Raw genomic sequence first — 23,643 nt, forward strand, 5'->3', positions numbered from 1 at the left:
GGCGCTGATGCCCGAGGCGCACCGCACCGGTGATCCGATCGCCGAACTCGTCGCGCGGTTGCGGCAGGTCGGGCTCGATCCGGATGCCGAGGCGCTGAGTGACGCCCTGTGGCTGGCCCGCTGGGCGCGCCCGTCGGAAGTGCCGGACCCGGACGGGGAGCCGCGGGGCGGCGCGGAAGACCGGCCCGGTCGTCCGGGGGATCCTTCGCCCACCCGCCCTCCGGTGCCGGCGGACCAGGACACCCCGCGGCCCGAGCCGCCCGCGCCGCCGGCGTACGGCGTCCGGGCCGACGGAAGCGTGCCCCTGTACCCGCCGACGCGCGGCGGGGCTCGACGCGCGCGTGCGCCGGGCCGCGCGTCGGCACTGCCGGTCGGGGTGCCCGCCGCCTCCGCGCTGCCCGCCCCGCTCGAACTCCAGCGCGCCTTACGGCCGTTGCAGGGCTACCGCAGCGCCGCACCGCCGCTGCACAAGGAGCTGGACGAGACCGCGACGGCCGAACTCAGCGCACGGGCAGGGGGTCTGGTGATGCCCGTGCACCGGGCCGTGACCCGCGGCGACACCCGGCTGCAACTGGTGCTGGACGCCTCCCCGTCGATGCGCGTGTGGGACCGCATGTTCGCGGAACTCGAAGCGGTCTTCGCACAGTTGGGCGCCTTCAGGGACGTCCTGGTCAGCCATCTGCACGAGGGGCCGGACGGTGAGCCGGTGGTCAGCCGCAGCCCGGACGCGCACACGGCCCCGCTGCACGCGGCGGACCGGCTCAGCGACCCCACCGGCCGGCGGATCACGCTCCTGGTGAGCGACTGCGCGGGCCCCCTGTGGCGCAGCGGCCGGGCCCACCGGCTGCTGCACCAGCTGGCCCGGCAGGCCCCGGCCGCGGTGCTCCAGCCGCTTCCGCAGCGCCTGTGGAGCCGCACCCGGCTGCCGGTGACGTACGGCGAACTCACCCGCGGCGCGATCCTGGGCGGCGCCGCCGCGCTGCGGGTACGCACCCCGGCCGGCGCACCCGTGGAGCCGCGCGGCGGCCTGCCCGTCCCCGTGCTGCCCCCCGAGCCGGTGGCCCTCGGCGCGTGGGCCCGGCTGCTGTCCGGGGCCGGCGCCGCTCCCGTCGCCGGTGCCGTGGGCTGGGTGCGCCCCGATCAGCCGCCCGCCCCGGCCGCGGGCCCCGCCGGGCAGCGCTCCTGGGTGCAGCGCCTCGGCCGCTTCCGCTCCACCGCCTCCCCGGCCGCCGGACGGCTCGCGGTCTGCCTGGCCGCCGCCCCGCTCTGCCTGCCGGTGATGCAGCTGGTCCAGCGGACGATGCTGCCCGACTCCGGCCCGTCCGAGCTGGCCGAGGTGCTGCTCAGCGGCCTCCTCACGCGTGCGGGCGACAGCCACGGCGACGACGGTGCCCAGTGGTACGAGATGGAACCCGATGTGCAGGAGGCCCTGCTGTCGACGCTCGGCAGGGACGAGGCGGTGCTGGTCCTCAAGCACTGCTCGGAGTACATCGAGCAGCGTTACGGCAAGGGCGGCGCGAACTTCCCCGCCCTCGCCCTGGCCCAGCTCGGCAACGGCGGCGCGGGGCGGCCGTACGCGCCCGGCGGCTCCTACCCCGGTGACCACGGCGACGCGACGCTCGTGCCGCAGCCCTTCGCGGAGGTCGCCGTGCGCGTGCTGGAGAGGTTCATGCCGCTGCCCGATCAGTTCGCGGCCTACGGCAGCCGTACGACGCCCGGTCCGGCCGGTTCCCGCTCGACGCACCGGGCGGTCACCCGGGCCCGTTCACTGATCGCGCGGTTCGACGACGAGGGCATGGTGCAGGACCTCATCGACGCCGTACAGCTGCTGCGTGGCGCGACCGAGCACGAACGGCCCGCCGGCTCCGACCCGGAACTGTGGGCGGAGTACGCGCAGGCAACGCTGCGGCTGTGGGAGGTACAGGGCGGCGCCGACCTGCTACGGGAGGCGGAGCAGGCCGCGGAGCGGGCCGTCGCGCACCCGCACGCGCTGCGCGAACGGGCCGTCCTCGCGCGCGTGCTGCACGCGGCCGCCGTCGACCGCAGGCGGCGCGGGGACCAGCACGGCGCGCTGGACCTGCTCAGCCGCGCCGACCGCGAGTACGCGGTGGCCTGCGCGGCCCCCGACCTGGGGCAGGCCGAGGCGCTGAAACTCACCCTGGAGCGCGTGCGCGCCCTGGAGACGCAGTGGCGCCTGGGCGGTGACAGCGCGTTGTTGCAGGGCGCCGTCGGCATGCTGGAGGCGTTCGCCGACGCCTGGCCGGACCGCCGTAGGCGCCCGCCCGAACTGCCGCTCGCCCACGGCCGGATCCTGCTCCGGCTGGCCGACGCCACGGCCGACCCCGAACAGGCCCGCGGCCACGCCGAGCAGGCCGCCCGGTCGCTGCGGGACGCGCTGGAGACCGCCGCCGAGGCCGGCACCGTGCCGGCGCCACGTGAGCAGGTGCGCATCCGGCTCGACCTGGTCGACGCGCTGCTGACCTCGGGCGGCTCCCTGGACGAGGCACAGGACCGGGTCGACGAGGCGCTCCGGCTCACCCGCGAACGGGCGCTGCGGTCGGAGCTGCTGGTGCGCTCGGGGCGGATCGGCGTGGCACGGCACAGCGAATCGGGCGACCCGCGCGAGCTGCGGGTGGCCGCCGAACGCTTCGAGCAGGCCGCCCTGGGGATGCCCCGGGACGCGCCCATCCACGCCGAGGTACTCGCCGAGTGGGGCGGGACGCTGCTGCGGCTCGCCGACCTGGAAACCGGCTCCCGGGCCCTCGGCCCGCTGTCCCAGGCGATCCGGGTGCTGCGCGAGTGCCGTACGGAGACACCACCCGGTGACCCACGGCTCGCGGGCCGCCTGCTGTCGCTCGGGCGGGCGCTGATGGCCCGCTACGGCACCCGCGGCGACCCGGTCGACCTGCGCGAGGCGGAGCACCTGTTCGGGCTGGCGGCGGCCGAGGCGGACGACGCGCTGTCGGCCGCGCGCTGTCTGCTGGCGCTCGGGCAGGCACACTTCGAGGCCTACCGGAGCCTTGGCCGGCCCACCCGGCTGGACTCGGCGGTGGACGTGTTCCGGGACGCCGCTCAGGCCGCGGGGGACGCCGAGGAGGAGGCCGAGACCGAGCGCCGACGGCTGGCGGCCGTGGAGTTGCGCGCTCAGGCGCACCACTGGCGGGGTAGGACCTATGAGGCGGCCGCACGCCCGCGTGCCGCCCGCGAGGCCTACCGGACGGCTCGGTCGGAGTGGCAGCGGATGCCGGAGGACACCGTCGGCTCGGGCGAGCCCACCGCCGAGGACACGGCTCGCAGGCTGGCGGAGCTGGAGTGACGACGCATGACTGGGACGAGGGGGAGACCATGAGCGTGGAGTCCGCGGAGCCCGGGCGGGGCGAGCCGCTGCCGGACGTACTGGCCATGGACCTGGCCGAGTTGAGGACGGTCCAGCACCCCGTGCTGCGCGAGGTGCTGGAGGACCTGCGGGAACGGGCCGCTCAGCCCGGCGAGATGCTGTGGGGGTTCAACAGCTCGTTCTGAATCGCTCCGAGCAGGGGCGGGATCCGGTCAAATCCCTTTGACGACAGGTCAGTTCAGTTTGCACGAGGTCCGGTCGGGAATGCGGCCATTCGACGGCCGAAGGCATGGGGGTGGCGGAGTGTCGTACGGCGTTGCTCCCGTTGCCCCGTTCCCCTTCCGGCAGTTCATCGTGAAGATGCACGGCCGCTGCAACCTCGCCTGTCGCTACTGTTACCTGTACGAGGGGCCCGACCACTCCTGGCGCGACCGCCCCCGGGCCGCGTCCTCCGCCGTCCTGGACCGCACCGCGACCCGCATCGCCGAGCACGCGAGCGCGCACGGCCTGACGGCGCTCGCCCTCGTCCTGCACGGTGGCGAACCCCTCCTGGCCGGCGCCGGCACCCTGGCCCGCTTCGCCACCCTGGTCCGTGACCGCGTCCGGCCCGGTACGCCGGTCCACCCGGTGCTCCAGACCAACGCCACCCTCCTCACCGAGCGGCGCCTCGCCGTGCTGGCCGCCGCCGGCGTCCGCGTCGGCATCAGCCTCGACGGCGGCCTGCCCGGCCACAACGCCCAGCGCGTCGACCACGCCGGACGCCCGTCCTGGACCGCCGCCTCGCGCGGCGCCCGCCTGCTGGCCGACCGCTTTCCCGGCTCGTACGCCGGCATCCTCACGGTCGTGGACCCCACGCTGGACCCGGTGGAGACCTACGAGTCACTGCTCGACCTGCGTCCCCCGGCGCTCGACCTGCTGCTGCCGCACGGCAACTGGTCGGCCCCGCCGGCGCACCTCGGCGAGGAACGCCACGGCCGGTGGCTGTGCGCCGTCTTCGACCGCTGGTGGAACGCGGGACGGCGGGAGACGAGAATCCGTCTGTTCGAGGCGTGCATAGCCCTGCTGCTCGGCATGCCCGCCGCCACCGAGGCCCTCGGCCTCGCGCCGTTCGAATCGGTCGTCGTGGAGACGGACGGATCGATCGAACAGGTCGACTCCCTGAAGTCCTGCTACGAGGGCGCGGCAGAGACCGGTCTCGACGTCTTCCGGCACGGCTTCGACGACGTACTGCGCCACCCGGCGGTGGCGGCCCGGCAGGCGGGCGAGGACGCGCTGGCCGCCGGATGCCGCGCCTGCCCGTTGCTCCGCGTGTGCGGCGGCGGCCAGTACGCCCACCGCTACCGGGCCGGACACGGCTTCGCCAACCCCTCCGTGTACTGCGCGGACCTACAGCGCTTCATCCGGCACGTGGCGCGACGGCTCACCGAGGACGCGGCACGTGTACCGGCCGCCTCCTCGGCCGAAGGAGGCACCCCGTGACACTTCCGTCGCTGCCCGGACACGCCCTCACCGAGCTGGGCCGCACCGGGGGCAGCAGCGAGACCCTCGCCCTCCTGGCCCGGGACCAGGACACCCGGCGGCTCCTCGTCCTGCGCGCGGTCCTCGACGGGGCGAGCGAGGCCCGGACCCGCTCGGCCGGCGCGCCGCAGCGGCTGCGGGAGGACTGGGCACTGCTGGAGGAGGCGGAGGCCGCGACGGCGAACCCCCGCGGACGGGCCGCGGCCACCGCCGGCCCCACCGTCCGCACCGGCCTCCTGCACCCCCTTCTCGGCCCCTGGGCCCAGCGCACCCTGCGCGGACTCGGCTCCGCCTCCGCCGCCGACCCGGAACGGCAGCGGGACCTCGCCGCCGACCTGGACCACTTCAGCGCCGTGGCCGCGGCGCTCGCCGCCCGCGCCGGCATCCCCTTCGCCGTACGCCTCACCGCCCACGCCGGCACGCTCGTCCTGCCGTCCCTCGGAGCGCTGGGCACGGACGAGCGGGGGCCGACGCCGGTCGACGCCGTCCACCGGAGCGGCCGGCTGACCCTGCGCCGGCCGGATGCCGCCGATGTCGTCGTCCACCTCGAGGACGGTGTCGGCGCCTGGGCCGATTCCCGGGCCTGGACCCCGGCGTACGCGCTGCCCGGTCTGCCGGCCGACGGCCCCCCGGTCCCGCTGGACGACCTGGACCCGTACCGCACCGTGCACGGCGGACCGCACTACTACGGCCTGAGCGGCCCCGTCACCCTCGACGACGCCGAACGCAAACGCTGGCTTCAGGCCTGGTCGGGCACGGCCACGGCGCTGCGGCTCGGCGGTGCGGGACGGCTCACCGAGGCGACGGCCCTGCTGCGCTGCCTGGTGCCGCTCGCGGTGCCGCCGGGAGACTCGGCCGAGGGCCGCGCCCACGGCTCGTGCAGCGCCACCCGGCAGGAGGCCTTCGGAGCCGTGCTCAGCAGCACACCGCCGAACGCCATGGCCTTCGCGGCGACCCTGGTGCACGAACTCCAGCACGCCAAACTCGCCGTGGTCAGCGGCATGGTGACGCTGCATCACTCCGATGGCCGAGCACGGTACTTCGCGCCCTGGCGCCCCGAGCCGCGACCGTACGACGGCCTGCTCCAGGGCGCCTACGCGCACCTCGGTCTCGCGGACTACTTCCAGCACCGCGCGCTCGGCGAAGGCGACCCCGCGCGGCGCGACACGGCCTGGGGGCAGTTCGCGCGCTACCACGAGCAGGTGGCGGCGGCGCTGCCGGCGCTCGTCGGCTCGGACGATCTGACCGCGCGGGGACGGCAGTTCGTCGAGGTCATGGTCGACACGCACGAGCGTATGGGTGGCATCGCCGTCCCCCGGGCGCATGCCGTCCGGGCCCGCGAGTACGTCCGGGCCGCCCGCCGGCTGTGGGTGCAGCGCCATGCGGTGGATGTGCGCCGCTCGCGTGAGTGAGACTCCTTGATCCGTGGTCCGCGTGTACAACCTTGCGCTCGGAGGTGGAGATCGATGCGCCGGCGGGAAAGGATGCGGTCCACGAGCATCGGCGCAGGCGCGGGCACGCGCCTTCCCGGGGCCGGGTTCAGCTTCTAAAATCGTGAGCGGGAGGCCGCTGCATGTCTGGAAGTCGTAGGCCGTTCGGGTCAACCGAGAGGGGGACCGCGAAGCAGACCGTCACGATCAGCTTCGCCGGGTTCAACCGGGCCTGGGCAGCCTGGATCGGGGACCGTCTGGAGCGGCGCGGCCTGCGGGTGGTGTACCTGCGGTGGGACGCGCCTCCCGAGGTTCCGCTGGTGGAACTGCTGCGCGATTTAAGCCTGGCCGAGGGCCGCGTTCTCATCCTCATCAGCGACTGGTACTTCAAACTCGGCCCGCGCACCCACGAGGAGTGGAACGCGGCGCTGCGCGAGGTCGTGGCGCCGGACCCGTCCCGCTTCGCCGCCGTCTCGGTGACCACCGCGTCGATCCCCACCGCCACCGCCGTCCTCGCGCCCGTCGACCTGGTGAACACCGGCCCGGACGAGGCCGAACGGCGTGTCGTCGAGCGGCTCGACCTGGAGTACGAACCGCTGCCCGAGCCCGCCGAGAACCGGCGCGGACTGCGCTTCCCGGCGGCCATGCCCGAGGTGTGGGGCGGCGTACCGCGCCGCAACACCCGCTTCACAGGCCGCGAGCCGCTGCTGAACGAGGCCTACCACCTGCTGAACGGCAGCGAGCCCGGCGCGGGCGTGCTCACCCTCTACGGCATGTCCGGGGTGGGTAAGACACAGCTCGCCGCCGAATACGTGTACCGGTTCAGCTCCGAGTACGACGTCGTGTGGTGGATCAACGCCGAGAAACGCGTGACCTACCGCCGTCTGCTGGCCGAACTCGCCCCGAAGCTCGGCCTGTCGACCGGCGCCGAATACGGCGAGCGGCTGCGCGCGGTACGCGACGCGCTGCGCCGGGGCGAGCCGTCCACCCGGTGGCTGCTGATCCTCGACGGCGCCGACGAACCCGACCAGATCTGGGACCTGGTCCCCACCGGCCCCGGACACGTGCTGATCACCTCCCGGAACCCGCAGTGGGGCGAACACAACAGCCGGCTGCTCCAGATCCCGGTCTACTCCCGCGACGAGTCGGTGGCCTTCATCCGGCGCCGCGCCCCGCGCCTGTCCGAGGCGGACGCAGACCAGCTGGCCGAGGCCCTGGAGGACCTGCCGCTGCTGCTGGACCAGACGGCCGGCTGGCTCAACGACTCCGACCTCTCCGTCGAGGACTACATCGCCCTGCTGGAGGGCGGCATCGACCAGGACGTGGTCCGGGTCTCCGCCGACTTCCCGGTCGCCTTCCAGACCGCCTGGTCGATACTGCTGAACAAACTCCGTGAGACGGTCCCCGAGTCCGTCGACCTGCTGCGGCTGTGCACCTTCTTCGCGCCCGGCTTCATCCCCGTACGACTGCTCAGGGAGATGCCGCTGGACGATCTGCCCGAACAGCTCACCGGGCTGCTCGAGGACCCGCTGCTGTGGAACCGGGTGATCAACCAGCTGCGCCAGTACTCCGTGGTGCGCCTGGAGGCCCACGACCAGGGCGCCGACTCCGCTTCCTCGGGCGAGTCGCTGTACCTGCACCGCATGGTCCACCAGATCGTGCGCAACGACATGCCGGAGGCGGACCGGCGGGAGTTCCTCGACGTCGTACGGCGCGCCCTCGCGGCGGCCGACCCCGGCCGCGCCACGGACACCCGTCTGTGGGACGCGTACGCGGAGATCGTGCCGCACCTGAAGTACGCCGACGTCCTGAACAGCAACGACCGCAGGGTGCAGACCCTGGTCCTGAACTGCCTGCGCTACATGTACTTCGCCGGCGAGTACACCTCAGGCGTCAGACTCGGCGCGCGTGCCCTGATCGCCTGGCGGTCGTTGCTCGGCGAGTTCCACCCGAGGGTCTTCGACCTGATCTACCAGTACGCCAACCTGCTGCGCGCCACCGGCGACTACGAGCGCAGCGAGCCCCTCGAACGGGAGGCGATGGACCACCTGCGCGAGGAGCGCGGCGAACGGGACCTGGACCATCTGCGGGCGGCCAACGGCGTCGGCGCCAACCTGTGGGGGCTGGGCCGGTACGAGGAGGCACTGGAGCACTACCAGTGGCTGTACCCGGCCTACCGTGACCTCCTGGGCGAGGAGGACTCCCGCACCCTCAACGCGCTGAACAACCTGGGCTTCGCGCACCGGCTGCTCGGCCACTACCAACAGGCCCTCGACATCGACAAGACGACCCTGGAGATGCGCCGCCGCCTGCTCAAGGCACGGCACCCGTGGGCGCTGTTCTCGGAGGCGTCCTACGCCACCTGTCTGAGGCTGCTGGGCCGCTACGCCGAGGCCGAGTCCGTCCAGACGAAGAACGTCCGGGAGTGCCGCCTCGTCATGGGCGCCGACAACCCGCAGACGCTGCGGGCCGAGCACAACCTGGCGCTGTGCCGGCTGCGCGGCGGTGACCGGGCCGCCGCCGGGGCAATGCTGGCGCGGGTGCTGGAACGCTACGAGCGCAAGGTCGGCGACCGGCACCCGGAGACCCTGGCCGCCGCCGTCAGCCAGAGCTGCTTCGCCCGCGAGCACGGCGACATCGACCAGGCCCGCGAGGACAGCGAGTCCATCCTGGCCCGCTACGGGCAGCTGCTCACCGAGGGGCACCCCTTCATCGCGGGCGCGCGGGCCAACCACGCCCTGATCCTGCGCATGGTCGGCGAACGCGACCAGGCACACGTGCTGGTCGACCAGGCGCTGGCCGACATGACCGCGGCGGTGGGCGAGAACCACCCCTACGCCCTGGGCTGCGCCATCAACGCCTCGGCCCTGCGCAACCTGGTGGGAGACACGGAGGGGGCCGCCGCGCTCAGCCGGGACACCATCACCCGGGCGACGGAGTCCCTAGGCCGCACCCACCCCCTCACCCTGTCCGCCCGGGTGGCCCACGCGGCCGACCTGCGCGGCCTGAGGGACGTCCAGCAGGCCGAGAAGGTCGAGCAGGAGGCCCTGTCCGACCTGGAGGCCACACTCGGCAAGCAGCACATCCACACCATCTCGGCCCGCTCCCGCAACCGGCCGTACTGGGACTTCGAGCCCCAGACGACCTGACGGAAACGACCGGAAGGGCCCGGCCCCGGGGAATCCGGGGCCGGGCCCTTCCGCTCTGTCACACAGGACGCCGTTTCACACAGGACGCCGTTTCACACAGGACTACGCGTCGAACACCTCACGCACGAGCTGCTCCTGCTCCGCCTGGTGCCGCTTCGCGGAACCGACGGCGGGGGAGGAGCCGTGCGGGCGCGAGATCCGGCGCAGGCGCTCGCCCGGCGGGATGTCCGCGCCGACCGCCAGGTCCAGGTGGTCGATCAGGTTGAGGGCGATGAACGGCCAGGCACCCTGGTTCGCCGGCTCCTCCTGGACCCACAGGTACTTCTCGGCGTTCGGGTACTTGTTGACCTCCGCCTGGACCTCCGCACCCGGCAGCGGGTACAGACGCTCGAGGCGGATGATCGCCGTCTCCTTGTCGCCGCGCTTCTGCCGCTCGGCCTCGAGGTCGTAGTAGACCTTGCCCGCGCAGAAGACGACCTTCTTCACGGCCGCCGGGTCGACGGACGCGTCGCCGATGACCGGGCGGAACTGGCCGTTCGTGAACTCCTCCGCCTTCGAGGCCGCGGCCTTCAGGCGCAGCATCGACTTCGGCGTGAAGACGACCAGCGGCTTGTGGTGCGGGTTGTGCACCTGCCACCGCAGGAGGTGGAAGTAGTTCGACGGGAGCGTGGGCATCGCGACCGTCATGTTGTTCTGGGCGCAGATCTGGAGGAACCGCTCCGGGCGGGCCGAGGAGTGGTCCGGGCCCTGGCCCTCGTAACCGTGGGGGAGGAGGAGCACTACGCCGCTCGTCTGGCCCCACTTCTGCTCCGCCGACGAGATGAACTCGTCCACGACCGTCTGCGCGCCGTTGACGAAGTCGCCGAACTGCGCCTCCCACATCACCAGCGCGTCCGGGCGGGCGAGCGAGTAGCCGTACTCGAAGCCCATCGCCGCGTACTCGGAGAGCAGCGAGTTGTAGACGTTCAGCCGGGCCTGGTCCTCGGAGAGGTACAGCAGCGGGGTGAAGTCCTGGCCCGTCTCGCGGTCGATGAGGACCGCGTGCCGCTGGCCGAAGGTGCCGCGCTGGGAGTCCTGGCCCGCCAGGCGGACCGGGGTGCCCTCCAGCAGCAGCGAGCCGACGGCCAGGGTCTCGCCCATGCCCCAGTCGATCGTGCCGTCCTCGACCATGGCCGCCCGGCGCTGGAGCTGCGGCAGCAGACGCGGGTGGACGGTGATGTGGTCGGGGATGTTGACCTGGGACTCGGCGATCCGCTTGACGACCTCCGAGGTGACCGCCGTCGGGACCGCGACCGGGAAGCCGTCCTGCGGCGCCTGGATGTCCCCGGCGACCGGCTGGGAGGTGGCCTCACGGACCTCGGTGAACACCTTCTCCAGCTGGCCCTGGTAGTCCTGGAGGGCCTGCTCGGCCTCTTCCAGGGTGATGTCGCCGCGACCGATCAGGGACTCGGTGTACAGCTTGCGCACCGAGCGCTTCTTGTCGATCAGGTCGTACATCAGCGGCTGGGTGAAGGCCGGGTTGTCCGACTCGTTGTGACCGCGGCGGCGGTAGCAGATGAGGTCGATCACCACGTCCTTGTTGAACGCCTGGCGGAACTCGAAGGCCAGCCGCGCGACGCGGACCACGGCCTCCGGGTCGTCGCCGTTCACGTGGAAGATCGGGGCCTCGATCATGCGGGCCACGTCCGTCGCGTACATGGAGGAACGCGAGGACTCGGGGGCCGCGGTGAAGCCGACCTGGTTGTTGATCACTACGTGGACCGTGCCGCCGGTGCGGTAGCCGCGCAGCTGCGACATGTTCAGGGTCTCGGCCACCACGCCCTGGCCCGCGAAGGCCGCGTCGCCGTGGATCGCCACCGGCAGGACCGTGAAGTCCGTGCCGCCCTTGTTGATGATGTCCTGCTTGGCGCGGGCGACGCCCTCCAGGACCGGGTCCACCGCCTCCAGGTGCGAGGGGTTCGCGACCAGGGAGACCTTGATCTGCTCGCCGTCCAGGCCGGTGAAGGTGCCCTCGGCGCCCAGGTGGTACTTCACGTCGCCGGAGCCGTGCATCGACTTCGGGTCGAGGTTGCCCTCGAACTCGCGGAAGATCTGCGCGTACGACTTGCCGACGATGTTCGCGAGGACGTTCAGGCGGCCGCGGTGGGCCATGCCGATGACGACCTCGTCCAGGCGGGACTCCGCGGCGCTGTCGAGGACCGCGTCCAGCAGCGGGATGACGGACTCGCCGCCCTCCAGGGAGAAGCGCTTCTGGCCGACGTACTTCGTCTGGAGGAAGGTCTCGAAGGCCTCCGCCGCGTTCAGCCGGCGCAGGATGCGCAGCTGCTCCTCGCGCTCCGGCTTGGAGTGCTGGCGCTCCACGCGGTCCTGGATCCACTTGCGCTGCTTGGGGTCCTGGATGTGCATGAACTCGATGCCGGTGGTGCGGCAGTACGAGTCACGGAGCACGCCGAGGATGTCGCGCAGCTTCATCATCGACTTGCCGGCGAAGCCGCCGACGGCGAACTCGCGCTCCAGGTCCCACAGGGTGAGGCCGTGCTCGACGATGTCCAGGTCGGGGTGCTTGCGCTGGCGGTACTCCAGCGGGTCGGTGTCGGCCATGACGTGGCCGCGGACCCGGTAGGAGTGGATCAGCTCGAAGACGCGGGCGGCCTTGGTGACGTCGTCGTCGTGGCTGGCGTCGATGTCCTTGAGCCAGCGGACCGGCTCGTAGGGGATGCGCAGCGCCTCGAAGATGTCGTCGTAGAAGCCGCTGTCGCCGAGGAGGAGGTTGGCGACGGCACGCAGGAACTCGCCGGAGGCGGCGCCCTGGATCACCCGGTGGTCGTAGGTCGACGTGAGCGTCATGACCTTCGAGACGCCGAGCTTGTTCAGGGTGTCCTGGCTGGTGCCCTGGAACTCCGCCGGGTAGTCCATGGAGCCGACGCCCATGATCACCGACTGGCCGGGCATCAGGCGCGGGACGGAGTGGACGGTGCCGAGGCCGCCGGGGTTGGTCAGGGAGACCGTGACGCCGGTGAAGTCGTCCATCGTCAGCTTGTTGTCGCGGGCGCGACGGACGATGTCCTCGTAGGCCTGCCAGAACTCGAAGAAGTTCAGGGTCTCGGCCTTCTTGATGGCGGCCACGACGAGCTGGCGGTCGCCGTTGGGCTTCACCAGGTCGATGGCCAGGCCGAGGTTGACGTGCGGCGGCTTGACGAGGGTCGGCTTGCCGTCCTTCTCGCCGAACGACCAGTTCATCGACGGCATGGCCTTGATGGCCTGGACCATCGCGTAGCCGATGATGTGCGTGAAGGAGATCTTCCCGCCGCGGGCCCGCTTGAGGTGGTTGTTGATGACGATGCGGTTGTCGAACAGCAGCTTCACCGGGACGGCGCGGACCGACGTGGCGGTCGGCAGCTCCAGCGAGGCGTTCATGTTCTTGGCGACCGCGGCGGACGGGCCGCGCAGCGTCACGAACTCCGGGCCGTCCGCGGCAGCGGGGGCCGCCGCGGCGGGCTGGGCCTTCGCCTTCGGCTGAGCGGGCGCCGCGGGCTGCGCGGGCTTGGCGGCCGGTGCGGCGGGCGCGGCGGGCGCGGCCTGGGCCGGCTTGGCGGGCGCGGCGGGCTGTGCGGGCGCCGGGGCGCTCGCCGCGGGCTTCGGAGCCGCGGGCGCCGGAGCGGGCGCGGCCGGAGCCGCGGGCTTGGCCGGAGTGGCAGCGGTGGGGGTCTCCGCGGCCCCCGCGGCCGCGGCGCCGGGCTTGTAATCAGCGAAGAAATCCCACCAGGCGCGGTCTACCGAATTCGGGTCCTGGAGGTACTGCTGATAGATCTCGTCGACGAGCCACTCGTTCGGACCGAACGCGGCAGCGGGGTTCTTCCCGGCTTGGTCGTCGGTCGAGATGCTCGAGTTACTGGACTGTGGCGACACGGCGGCAACCGCCCTCTTCCGCTTCACAAGGTGATGGACAGCGGGAATAAAGGCTACGCCTCCAAGACCGCGAAGGTCAGGTCGGGCCCGTCCATCGTCGTGTAAGTCACATCGAAAAGTGCGTTTCGGGGGTTGATATGGCGGGAAACAAGCGTAGTTCACCCGCGGAAAGGCCGCCTCGGTCGGGGCCTGGGTGCGACACGCCGCAGGCCTCCCCCTGATCACACGTGTCCGCCAGCGGGGACAGCCGTGGATCATGTGGCTCCGGTTCGAACTTTACGTCAACTTGGCACGGATGACTCTCCCGTACGGGTGACCGGACCCCGGCAACCCCGCTCGAATCCGGCCACCGGGTTCCGGCCGCCACGCGGATCCACTCCCGAGAAGGTGAACGCCTGGTCCGGCCGCCGTGCGGGTCAGCCGCTCAGGGGGGAGCGTTCTCCCGGGAGGGCGACCAGGATTCGGCAGCCCCGTTCGGATTCGGCCACGCCGATTCGGCCGCCGTGGAGGTCGACTGCCCAGCGGGCGATCGCCAGGCCGAGGCCCGTGCCGCCGTCGCTGCCCGGGCCGTGCGGGCGGCGCACCGCACCCCGGTTGAAGCGCTCGAACACCCGGCGCCACTCCGACCTGGGGATCCCGGGCCCCTCGTCCAGGACCTCCAGCTCCAGCGACTCCGGCTGCGGTCCGCGCCGCGCCTTCACCGTCACCCGGCCGTGCGGCGGGCTGTGCTTGACCGCGTTGTCGATGAGGTTCGCCACGACCTGGTGGATCCGCTCCGGGTCCGCGTGCGCGGTCAGCTCCGGCGGGGAGACGTCGAGGTGCAGATGGACGTCCGTACGGGTGTGGCTGCCGGAGCCGGAGGCGATGCCCGCGCGCGCGGAGGCGACCATGTTGGCCTCCTTCAGTACGCCCGAGAGATACGGCCACACCTCGAAGCGCCGCATGCGCAGCGGTACGACGCCGTTGTCCAGCCGGGACAGGTCCAGCAGCGTCTCCACCAGCCGCCCGAGCCGCTCGGTCTGCTTCAGGGCCGTCCGCATGGTCTCCGGGTCGGCCTCCGCGATGCCGTCGACGACGTTCTCCAGCACCGCCCGCAGGCCCGCGATGGGCGTGCGCAGCTCGTGCGAGACGTTCGCCACCAGCTCCTTGCGCTGGAGGTCCTGTGCCTCCAGCTCGTCGGCCATGACGTTGATCGTCTGGGCCAGGTCGCCCAGCTCGTCCCGGCGGCTCTCGCTCACCCGGCGCGTGTAGTCGCCGTGCGAGATGGACCGGGCCACCGTGTTCATCTCGTCCAGCGGCGAGGTGAGCGAATGCGCCACGAACTGCGTTATCAACAGGGTGGCGATCATCGAGAAGACCGTGATGAAGCGAAGCTCCGTCTTGGTGTGCACCGCGATCACCGACAGTCCGGTGGTGATCAGCACCGACGTGACGACGAGCGCGCCCAGCTTGGTCTTGATCGAGAACGGGCGTACGCCGCCCCAGGGATCCCCGGGGCCTCTCCGTGCGGCCGGCCCGTCGCTCATGGCGTCGGGGTCTCCAGGGCGTAGCCCACGCCGTGCACGGTACGGATCCGCTCGGCCCCGATCTTCCGGCGCAGCGCCTTGATGTGGCTGTCGACGGTCCGTGTGCCGGAGGCGTCCGCCCAGTCCCAGACCTCGGCCAGCAGCTGCTCCCTGGAGAGCACCGCGCGCGGGGTGTTCGCCAGGCAGACCAGCAGGTCGAACTCGGTCGGCGTCAGGTGGACGTCCTCGGAGCGCACCCGCACGCGCCGCTGCGCGTGGTCGATCTCCAGCTCGCCCAGGCGCAGGATGCCCGAGCGCGGGGTGGACGCGGCGATCGCCGCCCGCTCCACCCGGCGCAGCAGCACGTGCACCCGTGCGGCCAGCTCCCGCATCGAGAACGGCTTGGTCATGTAGTCGTCGGCGCCGACGCCCAGCCCGACCAGCATGTCGGTCTCGTCGTCGCGCGCGGTCAGCATCAGCACCGGCACCGGACGGGCGGCCTGCACACGGCGGCAGACCTCCAGACCGTCGAAGCCGGGCAGCATGATGTCGAGGATCAGCAGATCGGGCTGCCAGGCCTCGGCGGTGTCGACGGCGGCCGGCCCGTCTCCGGCGGTTTGCACCAGGAATCCCTCGGCGCGCAGCCGGGCCGCGATGGCGTCGACGATCGTGGGGTCGTCCTCGACGACCAGAACCCGGCGCTGTGCGCCCTGGGTGGCCGCCGCCGCGCCGTTGTGGGAGGTGTGTGTCTGCTCCATCGCCCGCCCCTGAGTGTGCTTTCCGGAACCAGTGGGGTGATTCCTCGGTCTGCGCATGGTTGCGATTGACGCTTGAATGATCCGCGTCAGGGAAGCACATTACGGGGATGGGCGTCGCATTTGCTATCCAGGGCGTATGGCGAGGTGCACGGCGTCCGGAACGCCCCGGGCAACGGGGATCTCTTCGGTACGCACCTGCCGGAACCCGGCATTCCGCAAGGTACCTTCAAATTCCGGTGAGGGTCGCGCCGACCACACCGCGAGCACCCCGCCGGGTCTCAAGGCCCTTGCACAGCCCGCCAGTCCGACTGACGAGTAGAGCCCCTCGTTGTCCTCCGTGACAGTCCAGCCGGGGCCGTTGTCGATGTCCAGGCACAGGGCGTCGTACGTGGCGGATGTCTCATCGAGGTGCGCCAGCAGCTCGCCTTCCACGATCCGGGTGCGCGGGTCGGCGAGGGCGGTGGAGGAGAGCGCGGACAGGGGGCCGCCGAGATGCCAGTCGACGACGGCCCGCTCGCGTTCCACCACCGTGATCCGGCCCCAGCGCGGATCGGCCGCCGCGTGTGCGAGCGAGAAGCCGACGCCCAGCCCGCCGATCAGCAGGTCCGGCTCCGGCCGGCCGTCCAGCGCGCGGTACGCGGCGTCCACGAGCAGCCGCTCCGAACGGCCGTCGGAGGTGTCCATCAGGAAGCAGCCGTTGGCGATGATCTGGAGCAACTCGCCGTGCCGGCGCAGGACCACCTCGCCGTACGGGCCCTCGCGACGGTCCAGGACCACGGGAATGTCGTAGGTGGCTGCCATGGCGCCATCCTGCCCCAACGGGGCTTGGCGGGCAGGCGAATTACGGGTGACCTGCGGGGCGCCGGCCGAGGGCGGCCCGTCCGTGCGGACGCAGGAGGAGGATGAAAGGTTCCTGTGAATCCGGTCTCGCGTGGTGTCGGTCATAGACAGCGGCGGGTGGGACGCGAAGGGTGGGGCGGAACGGAAGGGAGCGCCCCACCTTGGAACCGACCGCGAGTGCCGCGTCGCCGGCCTCGTTCCCGCCCCTCTCCGAGGACGGCCGCCCGTCCGCCGAACTGGCCGAACTGCTGGACGGCGTGCCGCGCCAACGCGGCCCGGCGACGGCGAGTGGTCCCGCGGCGGTCGCGGTCGCGCGCCCGGTCCCCGCCCCGGCCCCCGCCTTCCGCCCCTGGCGGCTGCTCCCCAGCCCCACCGGAACGCCGCTCACCGTCGGCTACGCGGCCGTGCTCGCCCTGACCTCGCTGTTCACCGAGTACGCCGACCCGTCCCTCGTCCACGCCCTCCACGAGGCCTCCAGCACGGACGTCGCGCATCTGCTGCGCTCGCCCGTACTGGTGCTGCTCGCGAGCGCGCTGTGGATCGCCGGCGGGCTCCTGTCGACGTACGCGCTCGCCTTCGTGCTCGTGCTGACCGCGCTGGAGCGGCGGATAGGGGGACTGCGCGCGGCCGGGATCTTCCTGCTCGGGCACGTACTGGCCACCCTCGCCACCGAAGTGCCCGTCGGCCTCGCGGTCCTCGCCGGGCACCTGCCGCACAGCTCCCTGCACCGGCTGGACTACGGGATCAGCTTCGGCGTGGCGGCCGGCGTCGGCTCCCTGGCCGGCCTGCTCACCCCATGGCTGCGCTGGCCGCTGCTCGCCCTGGCCGGCGGAATCATCGGCCAGGACCTGATCGCCTTCACCGACCCGATGACCAACTGGGGCCATCTGATCTCCCTGGCCATAGGCCTCACCACCTGGCCACTGGTCAGACGCTGGCAGCGGTCCCGCACCGCCTGACTCCGCCACCTCCCCGCCGCGAGCCGACGTGTGGCCGGGCCGTGCTGAGCGCCCCAGCGTGTTCTCCAGCCGGCCGAGCGCGCGCAGCTTGTCGTGGGAGTCCCGCACGGCGTCGTCCACGGACAGCAGGGTGCGCAGCGCGCGTCCCTCGGCGAAAGCGTGCCGTGCCACACGCAGGAACGGCGGCTTGTCCGCCTTGCCGTCGTCGCCGGCCTCGACGACGGACGGGCGGTCCCACCGCTCGGGCACGCGCGCGTGGGCGTACCTCCGCTCCGGGGTGTTGACTTCGTGCGCGCTGCGCGTGGCGACGTACGCGAACCGGGTGGGGTGCCGGTGAGGAGGCATCGATGAAGCCGAGGACGCCGGGTTGCGGTGCGTGGTGCCCGGCCGGCAGCGCTCGTAGCACCGCCCGGCGCACCGCCACCACCGTCCCCGGTCGCCACCACGGCGGCCCCCGCGATCACCGCTCGCCGCCCGGGCCCGCCGCCGCGCCCCGCACTGGCAGTTTCAGCGAGTTTCCTGTGAACTCCGTTGCGCTGGTGTAGCGATGACCCTGCGAAGGCATGGCGGAAGCGCACGGGGGAGGCCCGGATGACCGGGCGGGTGGTGAGCGGGGTCTCGGACGAGCAGTGGACGCTTCCGACGCCGTGTGCGGACTGGGACGCGCGCGGCCTGCTCAACCACACCGTGGGCGGTATGCGCATCTTCGCCGCCCAGCTGGACGGCAGGGAACCCGAAGCCGACCACGAGTCCGACTGGCTGGCGGACGACCCGAAGGCCGCGTACGCCTCGGCGGCCGAGCTGGACCGCGTGGCCTGGACCCGGCCCGGCGCCCTCGACACACCCTCCGGCTCTCGATAGCGTGCCCGGGCCGCTCGCGGCGCGGATCCACCTCACCGAGGTCTGCGTGCACGGCGCCGACCTGGCCATCGCGACGGGCCGGCGGGCGCTGCTCGACGAGGAGCTGTGCGAGGGGCTGCTCGGCACGCTGCGGCAGATGGACTTCGACGCCTTCCGGGTGCCCGGAGTCTTCGCCAAGGAGACCCCGGCACCCCCGAACACCCCCGCACACACCCGCCTGCTGGCCTTCCTGGGCCGCACGGTCTTCTGCCCCGCCAGCCCGCCGGCCCAGGCAGCCCCCTAGGCCTGCCCCTCCGGCGACCAGACGTACGGCGTGGTCGTCGTCACCGCGTAAAAGCCCAGGCGTTGCAGGATCGGGGCGCTGGCGGCGGAGGCGTCGACGTGGAGGTATCTGACGCCGCGGGCGGCGGCGAGGTCGGCGCGGGTGGCAATCATGGCGCGGTAGATGCCCTTGCCGCGCCACTCGGCGAGCGTGGAGCCGCCCAGCAGGCCGGCGAACTCGGTACCGGGGCGGAAGAGCAGCCAGGCCGCGCAGACGAGCTCGCCGTCGGCCTCGGCGACGTGCACGGAGATGTCGTCCGGGCCGACCGTGAGCCGCCCGATCAGGTGCTCGGCGAGCCAGCTCATGTCCTGGCCCCAGACAGCCGTCTGAAGGGCGGCGATCCGGTGCATGTCCGCGTCGGCGGTGACCCGGCGCAGCGTGACGCCGTCGGGCAGTACGGGCTGCCGCACGGCCAGCTCCGCCACGGGCGCCACCAGCACCGTCTCCTGCTCCTCGGGCTCGAACCCCGCCGCGCGCAGCCGGTCGGTCAGGTCGGCCGGGGTGTCGTGGCCGCGGATCTTCCACTCCACCGCCTCGCCGCGCGCCGCGAAGAAGTCCCGCTGCCGGGCGATCAGCTCGTCCAGCTCCCGCCCGCGCAGGCCCAGGTCGGGCGGCGCGCTGAGGAAGCCGCGGAAATCCCCGACGACCCGCAGCAGCCTGCCTTCGTACTCGTGCGTGATCCCGGGCGGCGGGGCGGGCGGAGTGGCGCGTATCTGGGTGTCGTAGGCGGCGAGCAGGGCCGCGGGGTCGGTCTTCATCGGGGGCACGGTACGGGGAATGCGGGGGCGGGCGGCAACTGCTTTCAGAGGTGGCTGAAGTGGCTCGCCAGACGTGGCCGAAGCGGCCCGCGCCGCGGTGGGCCGGGAGGTCTTCCGATGATCGCTCACAGCGAACACCCCTTGGGGAACAATCGAAGACTCACAAGCATTGAGTCGGCATAGCTCAATTTGACTGCCTAAGGGGAGATCATGACTGCTGAGTCCACGGCGTCCACTCCACTCACCCTGCCCGTTCTGCCGCTCGACGACGAGGTCGTGCTGCCCGGAATGGTGGTCCCGCTGGACCTGAGCGACTCCGAGGTGCGCGCCGCGGTGGAGGCCGCACAGGCCGCCGCCCGGTCGGCGCCGGGGAAGCCCAAGGTGCTGCTGGTGCCGCGCATCGAGGGGACGTACGCCAAGACCGGTGTGCTGGGCACGGTCGAGCAGGTCGGCCGGCTCGCCGACGGCGACCCGGGCGCCCTGATCCGCGGCCGCGGCCGGGTGAGGATCGGCGCCGGGACCACCGGGCCGGGCGCGGCCCTGTGGGTCGAGGGCACGAGGATCGACGAGAGCGTGCCGGACCCGCTGCCGGGTCAGGTCGCCGAACTCGTCAAGGAGTACAAGGCTCTCGCCAGCAGCTGGCTGAAGAAGCGAGGCGCCTGGCAGGTCGTGGACCGCGTCCAGGCCATCGACGACGTCTCCGCCCTCGCCGACAACTCCGGTTACTCGCCGTTCCTGACCACCGAACAGAAGGTCGAGCTGCTGGAGACCGCCGACCCGGTCGCCCGCCTCAAGCTCGCCACCCAGCAACTGCGCGACCACCTCGCCGAGCAGGACGTGGCCGAGACCATCGCCAAGGACGTCCAGGAGGGCGTCGACAAGCAGCAGCGCGAGTTCCTGCTGCGCCGCCAGCTGGAGGCCGTACGCAAGGAGCTGCGCGACCTCAACGGCGAACAGGACGGCGAGGAGTCCGACGACTACCGCGCCCGCGTCGAGGCCGCCGACCTGCCCGAGAAGGTCCGCGAGGCGGCCCTGAAGGAGGTCGACAAGCTCGAGCGGGCCAGCGACCAGTCGCCCGAGGGCAGCTGGATCCGCACCTGGCTCGACACGATCCTCGAACTGCCGTGGAACGAGCGGACCGAGGACGCGTACGACATCCAGGGAGCCAAGGCCGTCCTGGACGCCGAGCACGCGGGACTGGAGGACGTCAAGGAGCGGATCACCGAGTACCTGGCGGTGCGCAAGCGGCGCGCCGACCGCGGCCTCGGTGTGATCGGCGGCCGGCGCGGCGGTGCCGTACTGGCCCTGGTGGGCCCGCCCGGCGTCGGCAAGACCAGCCTCGGTGAGTCCGTGGCGCACGCCATGGGCCGCAAGTTCGTCCGCGTCGCCCTCGGCGGTGTCCGGGACGAGGCCGAGATCCGCGGCCACCGGCGTACGTACGTCGGTGCGCTGCCCGGCCGGATCGTCCGCGCGATCAAGGAGGCCGGTTCGATGAACCCGGTCGTCCTGCTCGACGAGATCGACAAGGTGGGCTCGGACTTCCGCGGCGACCCCGCGGCCGCCCTCCTCGAAGTCCTCGACCCGGCCCAGAACCACACCTTCCGGGACCACTACCTGGAGGTCGAGCTGGACCTGTCGGACGTGGTCTTCCTCGCCACCGCCAACGTCCTGGAGGCCATCCCCGAGGCCCTGCTCGACCGCATGGAGCTGGTCCGCCTGGACGGCTACACCGAGGACGAGAAGGTCGTCATCGCCCGCGACCACCTGCTCCCGCGCCAGCTGGACCGGGCGGGCCTGGGCAAGGACGAGGTCACCCTCGACGAGAGCGCGCTGCGCAAGCTCGCCGGCGAGTACACGCGCGAGGCGGGCGTGCGCAACCTGGAGCGGACGGTCGCCCGGCTGCTGCGCAAGGTCGCGGCCCAGCACGAACTGGGCGAGCGGGAGCTCCCGTTCACCGTCACCGACGGCGACCTGCGCGGCCTGATCGGCCGGCCGCACCACGTGCCCGAGTCCGCCCAGGACCCGGCCGAGCGCCGCACGGCGGTCCCGGGCGTGGCGACCGGCCTGGCGGTGACCGGCGCGGGCGGCGACGTCCTGTACGTCGAGGCGTCCCTCGCGGACCCCGAGACGGGCGCGGCGGGGCTGACCCTCACCGGTCAGCTGGGCGACGTGATGAAGGAGTCGGCGCAGATCGCGCTGAGCTTCCTGCGCAGCCACGGCGCCGAGCTGGAGCTGCCCGTCGCCGATCTGAAGGACCGGGGCGTGCACATCCACTTCCCGGCGGGCGCGGTCCCGAAGGACGGCCCGAGCGCCGGCATCACGATGACCACGGCGCTCGCGTCGCTCCTGTCCGGCCGGCTGGTCCGCACGGACGTGGCGATGACCGGCGAGGTCTCCCTGACCGGCCGGGTCCTGCCCATCGGCGGCGTGAAGCAGAAGCTGCTCGCCGCCCACCGCGCCGGGGTGACCACCGTCGTCATCCCCAAGCGCAACGAACCCGACCTGGACGACGTCCCGGCCGAGGTGCTGGACAAGCTCGACGTCCACGCCGTGACCGACGTCCGCCAGGTCCTGGAGCTGGCGCTCGCGCCCGCCACGAGCGAGGCGACGCCGGAGGTTCCGGTCGCGGCGTGACGGACGTGACCGGACAGGCAAGGCCCGGGTCCCCTGAGGGAGGCCCGGGCCTTCGCCGTGCGTCAGCCGTTCGCGAGGGCGACCACCCGGTCCAGCGCCCCGTTGAACTTGTCGTGGTCCCCGACCGTCGGCCCGGACGAGGTGTACTGCCACATCGTGTAGAAGGACCACCCCGACGGCAGCGTTCCCGCGTCCGACGCGTACCGCGCGATCCACAGCGGGTTGTCCGACGCGAAGCCGCCGTAGTCGCCCGTGCACTGGGTCCACCAGCTGGTGGCCGTGTAGATGACCGCGTCCCGTCCCGTACGCGCCTTGTACGTGTCCAGGAAGTCGGCGATCCAGCTGACCATCGCGCTGGTGGACTTGCCGTAGCAGGCGGCGCCGTAGGGGTTCCACTCGATGTCGAGGGTGCCGGGCAGGGTCTTGCCGTCCTTGGACCAGCCGCCGCCGTGATCGACGAAGTAGCCGGCCTGGGTCGCGCCGCTCGTGGTGTCCGGGGTGGCGAAGTGGTACGCGGCCCGGATCATGCCGACGTTGTAGGAGCCGTTGTACTGCTGGGCGAAGTACGGGTTCGTGTAGTACGTGCCTTCCGTCGCCTTCGTGTACGCCCACCTGACCCCGCTGCTCCACAGGGTCGACCAGGCGACGTTGCCCTGGTGGGCGGAGACGTCGACGCCCTCGGTCTGGGTGACGGCGGTGGGGGCGGGGCTGCCGTCCTGGCCGTCGTGGGCCAGGACGCCCATGCCCATGTGGGCGGAGCCGCGGGTGGGGATGCTCGCGGCGTGCGCGGGCGACAGGGGCAGGGTGAGGGAGAGGGCCGCGAGCAGGGCGGCGGCGAGCACTGTCAGCGGGCGTGGGAGGGAACCGGATCTGAGCACGGGCATGACGTGCCTCCGAGACGAGGAGGGCGAGGAGGGGGGAGGTGTGGGGAGTGGGGGGCCCACGGTGACCCACGCTGAAGCACTGGCGTGGGCATGCCATTGATTGCCTGCCAATGAAGCTACGCACGTAGAGGACGGCGTGGAAGGGGGTCCGGATGCCGCCGTTGGTCTACTCCTGCGAAATACTTACGTAGCTGCGGCGATGACGAGATTTGGCAGAAACTTTCAGGACCGGGAAACCGAGCAGGAGTGCTGACGTGCACGAGGACGCGAACGGTGGCGGACAACCCGCCGCCGGCGAGGTGATGCCGAGCGGTGCGGACCAGGAGTTCCTGGCGCTGGAGCGCGAGTTGACGGTGCTCCTGCGGCGAGCCCGCGCCAACCAGGGCGAGATGGCCCGGGAGGTCCACCCGGACCTGGAGTCGGCCGCGTACGGCCTGCTCGTCCGCCTCGACGAGCACGGCCGCCAGCGCGCCACGGCACTCGCCGCCTACATCGGCGTCGGCAAGGCCACCATGTCCCGCCAGCTGCGCGCCCTGGAGGAGCTCGGCCTCGTCGCCCGCGAGCCGGATCCGGCGGACGGGCGGGCCTGGCTGGTGGCCCTCACCGACGAGGGCCGCGGCCGGGTCGGCAAGGTCCGTGTGGCCCGCCGCGCGCGCTACGTCAGCCAGCTCGCCCACTGGGACCGGCGTGAGGTGGCGGAGCTGGCGCGGCTGCTGCACGAGCTGAACGGGGTCATGGAGAAGTAGCCGGGCGGGAAGCGGCCGAGCGGCAGGCGCGGC

Annotated in this window: 16 protein-coding genes; 10 read left to right on the forward strand and 6 right to left on the reverse strand. The window is 72.4% G+C overall.

What is annotated here, in order from left to right:
• Nucleotides 1-7: 7 nt before the first annotated feature.
• The 5 genes from ACWGJM_RS24520 to fxsT all read left to right on the forward strand — a co-directional run bounded on the left by ACWGJM_RS24520 (nucleotide 8) and on the right by fxsT (nucleotide 9,434).
• Nucleotides 8-3,316 carry an SAV_2336 N-terminal domain-related protein gene (locus ACWGJM_RS24520; RefSeq protein ID WP_453413821.1) on the forward strand — a complete coding sequence of 1,103 codons (3,309 nt, stop codon included), beginning with the start codon at nucleotides 8-10 and terminating at the stop codon, nucleotides 3,314-3,316.
• The gene (fxsA, locus tag ACWGJM_RS24525) at nucleotides 3,313-3,522 is read left to right on the forward strand and encodes an FxSxx-COOH cyclophane-containing RiPP peptide (RefSeq protein ID WP_453413822.1); all 210 of its coding nucleotides are present in this window, start codon (nucleotides 3,313-3,315) and stop codon (nucleotides 3,520-3,522) included. Before ACWGJM_RS24520 ends, fxsA begins: the two co-directional genes overlap by 4 nt.
• A gap of 118 nt (nucleotides 3,523-3,640) precedes the next feature.
• Nucleotides 3,641-4,816, forward strand: coding sequence for an FxsB family cyclophane-forming radical SAM/SPASM peptide maturase (locus tag ACWGJM_RS24530; protein WP_453413823.1), 1,176 nt, complete (start codon nucleotides 3,641-3,643; stop codon nucleotides 4,814-4,816).
• On the forward strand, nucleotides 4,813-6,267 hold the full coding sequence (locus ACWGJM_RS24535) for an aKG-HExxH-type peptide beta-hydroxylase (protein WP_453413824.1): 1,455 nt from the start codon (nucleotides 4,813-4,815) through the stop codon (nucleotides 6,265-6,267). Before ACWGJM_RS24530 ends, ACWGJM_RS24535 begins: the two co-directional genes overlap by 4 nt.
• Nucleotides 6,268-6,428: 161 nt before the next feature.
• On the forward strand, nucleotides 6,429-9,434 hold the full coding sequence (fxsT, locus tag ACWGJM_RS24540; RefSeq protein ID WP_453413825.1) for an FxSxx-COOH system tetratricopeptide repeat protein: 3,006 nt from the start codon (nucleotides 6,429-6,431) through the stop codon (nucleotides 9,432-9,434).
• Between the two features lie 102 nt (nucleotides 9,435-9,536).
• On the opposite strand, the gene ACWGJM_RS24545 is transcribed toward fxsT, so the two are convergent.
• The 4 genes from ACWGJM_RS24545 to ACWGJM_RS24560 all read right to left on the reverse strand — a co-directional run bounded on the left by ACWGJM_RS24545 (nucleotide 9,537) and on the right by ACWGJM_RS24560 (nucleotide 16,407).
• Entirely contained in the window at nucleotides 9,537-13,343 is a 3,807-nt protein-coding gene (locus tag ACWGJM_RS24545; RefSeq protein ID WP_453413826.1) for a multifunctional oxoglutarate decarboxylase/oxoglutarate dehydrogenase thiamine pyrophosphate-binding subunit/dihydrolipoyllysine-residue succinyltransferase subunit, read from the reverse strand.
• Between the two features lie 416 nt (nucleotides 13,344-13,759).
• Nucleotides 13,760-14,869, reverse strand: coding sequence for a HAMP domain-containing sensor histidine kinase (locus ACWGJM_RS24550; RefSeq protein WP_453413827.1), 1,110 nt, complete (start codon nucleotides 14,867-14,869; stop codon nucleotides 13,760-13,762).
• The gene (locus ACWGJM_RS24555) at nucleotides 14,866-15,606 is read right to left on the reverse strand and encodes a response regulator transcription factor (protein ID WP_361809921.1); all 741 of its coding nucleotides are present in this window, start codon (nucleotides 15,604-15,606) and stop codon (nucleotides 14,866-14,868) included. Before ACWGJM_RS24555 ends, ACWGJM_RS24550 begins: the two co-directional genes overlap by 4 nt.
• A gap of 123 nt (nucleotides 15,607-15,729) precedes the next feature.
• Nucleotides 15,730-16,407: a spermidine synthase gene (locus ACWGJM_RS24560; protein WP_453413828.1), complete on the reverse strand. Its 678-nt coding sequence runs from the start codon at nucleotides 16,405-16,407 to the stop codon at nucleotides 15,730-15,732.
• 200 nt (nucleotides 16,408-16,607) lie between these two features.
• Between ACWGJM_RS24560 and ACWGJM_RS24565 the strand changes: the two genes are divergently transcribed.
• The 3 genes from ACWGJM_RS24565 to ACWGJM_RS24575 all read left to right on the forward strand — a co-directional run bounded on the left by ACWGJM_RS24565 (nucleotide 16,608) and on the right by ACWGJM_RS24575 (nucleotide 18,549).
• On the forward strand, nucleotides 16,608-17,405 hold the full coding sequence (locus tag ACWGJM_RS24565) for a rhomboid-like protein (RefSeq protein WP_453413829.1): 798 nt from the start codon (nucleotides 16,608-16,610) through the stop codon (nucleotides 17,403-17,405).
• Nucleotides 17,406-17,996: 591 nt separating this feature from the next.
• Nucleotides 17,997-18,266: a maleylpyruvate isomerase N-terminal domain-containing protein gene (locus ACWGJM_RS24570; RefSeq protein WP_453413830.1), complete on the forward strand. Its 270-nt coding sequence runs from the start codon at nucleotides 17,997-17,999 to the stop codon at nucleotides 18,264-18,266.
• 1 nt (nucleotide 18,267) lies between these two features.
• Nucleotides 18,268-18,549, forward strand: coding sequence for a hypothetical protein (locus tag ACWGJM_RS24575; RefSeq protein ID WP_453413831.1), 282 nt, complete (start codon nucleotides 18,268-18,270; stop codon nucleotides 18,547-18,549).
• Here the strand turns inward: ACWGJM_RS24575 and ACWGJM_RS24580 are convergent.
• Nucleotides 18,546-19,346, reverse strand: coding sequence for a GNAT family N-acetyltransferase (locus ACWGJM_RS24580; protein WP_453413832.1), 801 nt, complete (start codon nucleotides 19,344-19,346; stop codon nucleotides 18,546-18,548). The two genes, ACWGJM_RS24575 and ACWGJM_RS24580, sit on opposite strands and share 4 nt — an antisense overlap.
• A 210-nt stretch (nucleotides 19,347-19,556) precedes the next feature.
• Between ACWGJM_RS24580 and lon the strand changes: the two genes are divergently transcribed.
• The gene (gene lon, locus ACWGJM_RS24585; protein ID WP_453413833.1) at nucleotides 19,557-21,980 is read left to right on the forward strand and encodes an endopeptidase La; all 2,424 of its coding nucleotides are present in this window, start codon (nucleotides 19,557-19,559) and stop codon (nucleotides 21,978-21,980) included.
• A 62-nt stretch (nucleotides 21,981-22,042) separates the two neighbouring features.
• On the opposite strand, the gene ACWGJM_RS24590 is transcribed toward lon, so the two are convergent.
• Nucleotides 22,043-22,864: a lysozyme gene (locus ACWGJM_RS24590; RefSeq protein WP_453413834.1), complete on the reverse strand. Its 822-nt coding sequence runs from the start codon at nucleotides 22,862-22,864 to the stop codon at nucleotides 22,043-22,045.
• Nucleotides 22,865-23,118: 254 nt separating this feature from the next.
• Here ACWGJM_RS24590 and ACWGJM_RS24595 point away from each other — a divergent pair, with 254 nt between their 5' ends.
• Entirely contained in the window at nucleotides 23,119-23,610 is a 492-nt protein-coding gene (locus ACWGJM_RS24595; RefSeq protein WP_453413835.1) for a MarR family winged helix-turn-helix transcriptional regulator, read from the forward strand.
• The last annotated feature ends 33 nt before the right edge of the window (nucleotides 23,611-23,643 follow it).

It is taken from the genome of Streptomyces sp. NPDC054834, from assembly GCF_053611185.1.